At 60.5% G+C, this 5075-nt stretch carries 3 protein-coding genes, 4 tRNA genes and 1 pseudogene; 5 read left to right on the top strand and 3 right to left on the bottom strand.

Translation table 11 applies throughout. The annotated features are described in order from the left end of the window. Positions 1-65: 65 nt before the first annotated feature. From RIFP1SYM_RS15675 to RIFP1SYM_RS15665, 3 genes are all read right to left on the bottom strand, one after another. Positions 66-141: transfer RNA gene (locus tag RIFP1SYM_RS15675), tRNA-Thr, on the bottom strand. Positions 142-182: 41 nt separating this feature from the next. Further along, a tRNA-Gly gene (locus tag RIFP1SYM_RS15670) sits at positions 183-256 on the bottom strand. Between the two features lie 50 nt (positions 257-306). Beyond that, a tRNA-Tyr gene (locus tag RIFP1SYM_RS15665) sits at positions 307-391 on the bottom strand. A gap of 257 nt (positions 392-648) precedes the next feature. On the opposite strand from RIFP1SYM_RS15665, the gene RIFP1SYM_RS15660 reads away from it, so the two are divergent. The 5 genes and pseudogenes from RIFP1SYM_RS15660 to RIFP1SYM_RS15645 form a co-directional block, all read left to right on the top strand. After that, a complete protein-coding gene (locus RIFP1SYM_RS15660) occupies positions 649-2406 on the top strand; it encodes a tetratricopeptide repeat protein (RefSeq protein ID WP_005966637.1) in 1758 nt (585 codons plus the stop codon). After that, a pseudogene (ispE, locus tag RIFP1SYM_RS16650) lies at positions 2403-3256 on the top strand (4-(cytidine 5'-diphospho)-2-C-methyl-D-erythritol kinase). The gene RIFP1SYM_RS15660 and the pseudogene ispE overlap by 4 nt, the downstream one beginning before the upstream one ends. 1 nt (position 3257) lies before the next feature. Continuing rightward, a tRNA-Gln gene (locus RIFP1SYM_RS15655) sits at positions 3258-3332 on the top strand. A 103-nt stretch (positions 3333-3435) separates the two neighbouring features. Beyond that, entirely contained in the window at positions 3436-4389 is a 954-nt protein-coding gene (locus RIFP1SYM_RS15650) for a ribose-phosphate diphosphokinase (protein ID WP_005966635.1), read from the top strand. A 146-nt stretch (positions 4390-4535) separates the two neighbouring features. Continuing rightward, on the top strand, positions 4536-5075 hold a 540-nt coding region (locus RIFP1SYM_RS15645), incomplete at its 3' end, for a 50S ribosomal protein L25/general stress protein Ctc (protein ID WP_039960773.1).

The raw sequence follows: 5075 nt of genomic DNA, 5'->3' as shown, positions 1-5075 counted from the left end.
GGCTCTCTCCACGCTCTACTTTCTTAAAGACAAATTCGCGCGCTTACGCACGCCGTTACCAAATATGGAGCCCAGAAGCAGATTTGAACTGCCGACCTCACCCTTACCAAGGGTGTGCTCTACCAACTGAGCTATCTGGGCAAATTGATCGATCTGCCACACCGAGCAGACCAGCTCACACTTGGAGCGGGTGATGGGAATCGAACCCACGTAGTCAGCTTGGAAGGCTGAAGTTCTACCATTGAACTACACCCGCACTGCCAACCGGGCATGACGTCCGCCAAGCCGATTCAACATCAAAAAATCTGGTGGAGGGGGGAGGATTCGAACCTCCGAAGGCGGAGCCGTCAGATTTACAGTCTGATCCCTTTGGCCACTCGGGAACCCCTCCAAACGCGAGCCGGGCATCCTATTCCGCAAAAAACGCAATGTCAAGCTGACCTGCAGCGACAGATCGAATCCCAGCAAACGAGCCGCGCATTATAATGGATATTTCCTCCCTGTCACCCTATTTTTTTGTCAGTTTAAAAAAACCTTTGTCAAGCCCCATACAAGCTGAGCCCCCACTTCGATTTTTTTCACTTGCAGCAAGCGGCCAATCCCTATTTACTAGTTTGAAATAGGCGCTCAAGGAATCTGCAAAAACCGATGTCGATTCGTGTAACCAGCATAGTGCTGACACTCATCCTGACTGGCTGCGCAAGCGGCCCCGTGCCGCCGACCGGCGCGGCCACCACCACGCCCAGCGAACCCCCCACCCCTTCCGCCCCAGCCCCCCAGCCCGGCGCGGCGAGACTCACTCCTGACCTCATTTACGACACCCTGGTAGGAGAGATCGCCAACCAACGCGGTGACAGCCAGACTGCATTCCAGCATGCCTACCGGGCGGCACTTCAGTCTCGAAACCCGGGAATGGCCCAACGCGCCAGCCGGCTTGCTCTGCTATCGAATCAACACCAGAACACTGAGAAGGCCCTGACGCTCTGGATCGAACTCGAACCCAACTCACTCAAGGCGCATCAGATCGCCGCTCTGCTGCATGCAAAACACAACGCTGACTCGAAAACCTTGTTTCACCTGAAGCGCGTTGCCGAACTGGCCAACCAACAGGGCAAATCCGGCTATCTGCAGGCCGCCGCAATCGCAGAGAAGAGCAACACCCCCGGCAAGGCGCTTGCACTGATGCAGCAGATCACCGCCGGACAACAACAGAATCCTGCAGCACTCTACGCCCTCGCAGTGACCGCGAACCACGCTAAACGCCACGACATCGCCGAACAGCAGGTCCGCACCGCACTCAATCTCAAGCCCGGCTGGCCACAGGCTCGGCTGCTACTGGCTCGCACCCTGATCCTGCAAGGCAATCCAGATGCAGGGTTAGATGAACTCAAGGCAGCCGTTGCCGACAACCCATCGGACAAAAAGCTACGCACCACGCTGGCCCGCACCCTGCTGGAACAGAATCAGACCGAACAGGCCCGTGCACACTTCATCAAGCTCCATCAGCAGTCACCGGAGAACGCCGACATCGGCTACGCCTTGGGCGTGCTTTCGACCCAGCTCAAACACTACGACGAGGCCAAGGAGTATTTCACCAGCCTCATCGAGCACGGCCAGAAAAAAGACGACGCCCATTACTATCTGGGTTTGATCAACGAGATCCAGGAACAGCACGACAACGCCATCAGCCACTATCAACAGGTCAGCGGCGGCGGCAACCAAATTGACGCCCGCCTCCGCACCGCACGACTGCTGACCAACAAGGGCGAGATCAAACGCGCCCGCGAGCTACTGCAACGACTGCGCCTGCGCACCCCGCAACATCAACTTCGGATCAACCTGATCGAGGCGGAGCTGCTACGCAGCACCGGCGACTTTGCATCCGCGATGGGAATCTACGACAGCGCACTGAAAGCGGATCCTGATAACCTCGATCTACTCTACGCACGCGGCATCAATGCTGCCGATCTGGGTGCGATCGAACAGATGGAACAGGATCTGCGACGCATTCTCGACAAGGATCCCAATCACGCCGACGCCCTCAATGCGCTGGGCTATACCCTAGCTGACAAAACCAAACGCCTGCACGAGGCCAAGCGCTACATCGAACGCGCACTGGCGCTGCAGCCGGACAATCCGGCGATCCTCGACAGTATCGGCTGGGTCGAGTACCGCATGGGCAATGTCGAGCAGGCGCGCCACCATCTCGAACATGCCGCGCAACAGAGTAAGGACGCCGAGATAGCCGCCCACCTCGGCGAAGTACTCTGGCAGCTTGGCCTGCATCGCGAAGCATTGCAGATCTGGCAGGAGGCAATGCAGCGGGAGCCCCGCAACCGCTTCATCCGCCCAGTACGCAAGCGCCTTACCGGCAGCGAACAGGGACGCCTCCCGCAGAGCAAATGAGCGCCAATGATTCCCAGGGCCTCTGGCCGGCGCCGGCCAAGCTGAACCTGATGCTGCGCGTGGTGGGCCGGCGCGCCGATGGCTACCACGAACTGCAGACAGTATTTCAGTTTCTCGACCTGGCCGACCAGCTGCACTTCACCCCCACCGATGACAGCGCCATCCGCCTGCGCACCCCTCTCCCCGGCGTCGCTCCCGAGCACGACCTGACAGTCCGCGCCGCTCACCTGCTACAACAAACCAGTCAGTGCCGGCTTGGAGCAGAGATCCACATCGACAAGCGACTGCCGATGGGCGGCGGCCTAGGCGGCGGCAGCTCCGATGCCGCCACCACCCTGGTTGCGCTCAACCGGCTATGGAACACCAACCTGTCACAACAGGAGCTGGCCCAGCTCGGCCTCTCGCTGGGGGCCGATGTCCCCATCTTCATCCACGGCCACGCCGCCTGGGCCGAGGGCATTGGCGAAACTCTCAGCAACATGGAACTCAACTGCCCCTGGTATCTGATCGTGCATCCTGGGTGCCATGTCTCCACCGCCGACGTCTTCAGTGCCGCCGATTTGACACGCAACTCACCCCACATCAAAATAGCCGACTTCCTGGGGGGCGACAGAGCGAACGACTGCCTCCCGGTGGTGGCAAAACGCCATCCACAGGTCGCCGATGCGCTGGCCTGGCTGGGTGAGATCACAACCGCCCGCATGACAGGAACCGGCGCCTGCATCTATGGCGAGTTTAACAGCCAGGCCGAGGCAGAGAGCGATGCTCGCGGCTGCCGGAACGATTTCAGGGTTTTGTCGCGCGGGGGCTCAACCGCTCCCCGCTGTTCGACAGGATCGATTCGAGTTAATTGGGGCGTCGCCAAGTGGCTAGGCACCGGGTTTTGATCCCGGCATACGTAGGTTCGAGTCCTACCGCCCCAGCCAAATCTAATGGGGCTGCCTGTCAGAGTCGATTCTCACAGACGCCCAGGGCGCCGGCTCCACCCGGTTAACCACACTAGCAACAGACCGATATCGGGGGTCCGCTGTGCCTACCAGTGCCATGATGGTTTTTTCCGGAAACGCCAACCCAAGCCTCTCCAGCGAGATCGCCAGCCACCTGAACATGCCGCTCGGCAAGGCCCAAATTGGGCGTTTCAGTGACGGCGAGGTAATGGCCGAGATCCAGGAGAACGTGCGCGGTCGGGACGTGTTTATCGTCCAGCCCACCTCAGCGCCAACCAACGAAAACCTGATGGAACTGCTGGTGATGATCGACGCAATGCGTCTCTCATCGGCCAATCGCATCACCGCTGTCATCCCCTACTTCGGCTACGCCCGCCAGGATCGCCGCCCCCGCTCCTCCCGGGTCCCGATCACCGCCCGCCTTGCCGCCAAGATGATCAGCACAGCCGGTGCCGATCGGGTGCTCACGGTCGATCTGCACGCAGATCAGATTCAGGGCTTTTTCGACATCCCGGTAGACAACGTCTACGCCTCACCGATCCTGCTCAGCGATGTCTGGCGCCAGCGCCACCCGGACCTGATGGTAGTCTCCCCCGATGTCGGCGGCGTGGTGCGCGCCCGGGCGCTGGCCAAGCGACTCGACGACGCCGATCTGGCGATCATCGACAAACGCCGCCCACGCCCCAACGAGGCCAAGGTGATGAACATCATCGGTGAAGTGGAGGGGCGCAGCTGTGTGCTGATCGACGACCTGGTCGACACCGCCGGCACCCTCTGCCAAGCTGCCCAAGCCCTCAAGGAGCATGGTGCCGCTAAGGTCGTCGCCTACTGCACACACCCGGTACTCTCCGGCCCGGCGGTAGACAACATCAGCAACTCGGTACTCGACGAGCTGGTGGTGACCAACACCATTCCGCTCTCGGATGCGGCCGCGGCCTGCGACAGGATCCGTCAGGTCAGCATCGGAGAGCTGCTGGCCGAGACTATGCGCCGCATCAGCGGCGAGGAGTCGGTCAGCTCACTGTTTGTCGACTGATCCACACCTCAAGTCACCAGCACGACCACTGGTAAATCCCTGCAATCCTGATAGAATCGCGCGTTCGCCGGAATTCCGGCGTGACAGGCGCCGCCTTGGTCGCGGGGCAGCGCAATCCAATCAAAATGATTAATCAGGAGATTGACATGTCCGTCAGTTTTGAAATTACTGCACAGCCCAGGAGCGATACAGGGAAAGGTGCGAGCCGCCGCCTGCGCCGCACCGGCATGGTCCCCGGCATCATCTACGGTGGCCACCAGGAACCCTCCATGATCTCGCTGGCCCACAACGAGCTGATCCTGCACCTGGATCATGAGGCCTTCTACTCCCACATCCTCAACCTGAAGGTTGGTGACGCCACTGAGCAGGTGGTGCTGAAGGATCTGCAGCGCCACCCAGCCAAGCCGTTCATCATGCACATCGACTTCCAGCGCATCAGCGCCGGCGAGAAGATCCGCATGCAAGTGCCGCTGCACTTCACCAACCAAGAAACCGCACCCGGCACCAAGGCGGGTGGCCAGGCCTCCCACATGCTCAGTGATGTGGAGATCACCTGCCTGCCGAAGGATCTGCCCGAGTTCATCGAAGTCGACATGGGCGAGATGAACGTTGGCGATGCCATCCACCTCTCCGAGCTGAAACTGCCCGCAGGTGTGGAGCTGCCCTCCAGTGAGCATGAGGACACC

It is taken from the genome of endosymbiont of Riftia pachyptila (vent Ph05) (assembly GCF_000224455.1).
In the GTDB taxonomy this organism is placed as follows: domain Bacteria; phylum Pseudomonadota; class Gammaproteobacteria; order Chromatiales; family Chromatiaceae; genus Endoriftia; species Endoriftia persephonae.
This window is presented reverse-complemented; position numbering and strand designations above follow the sequence as displayed.

Coding starts and splice junctions, on each gene's coding strand:
- RIFP1SYM_RS15660 (WP_005966637.1), top strand. CDS start 649: ATGTCGATTCGTGTAACCAGCATAGTGCTGACACTCATCCTGACTGGC.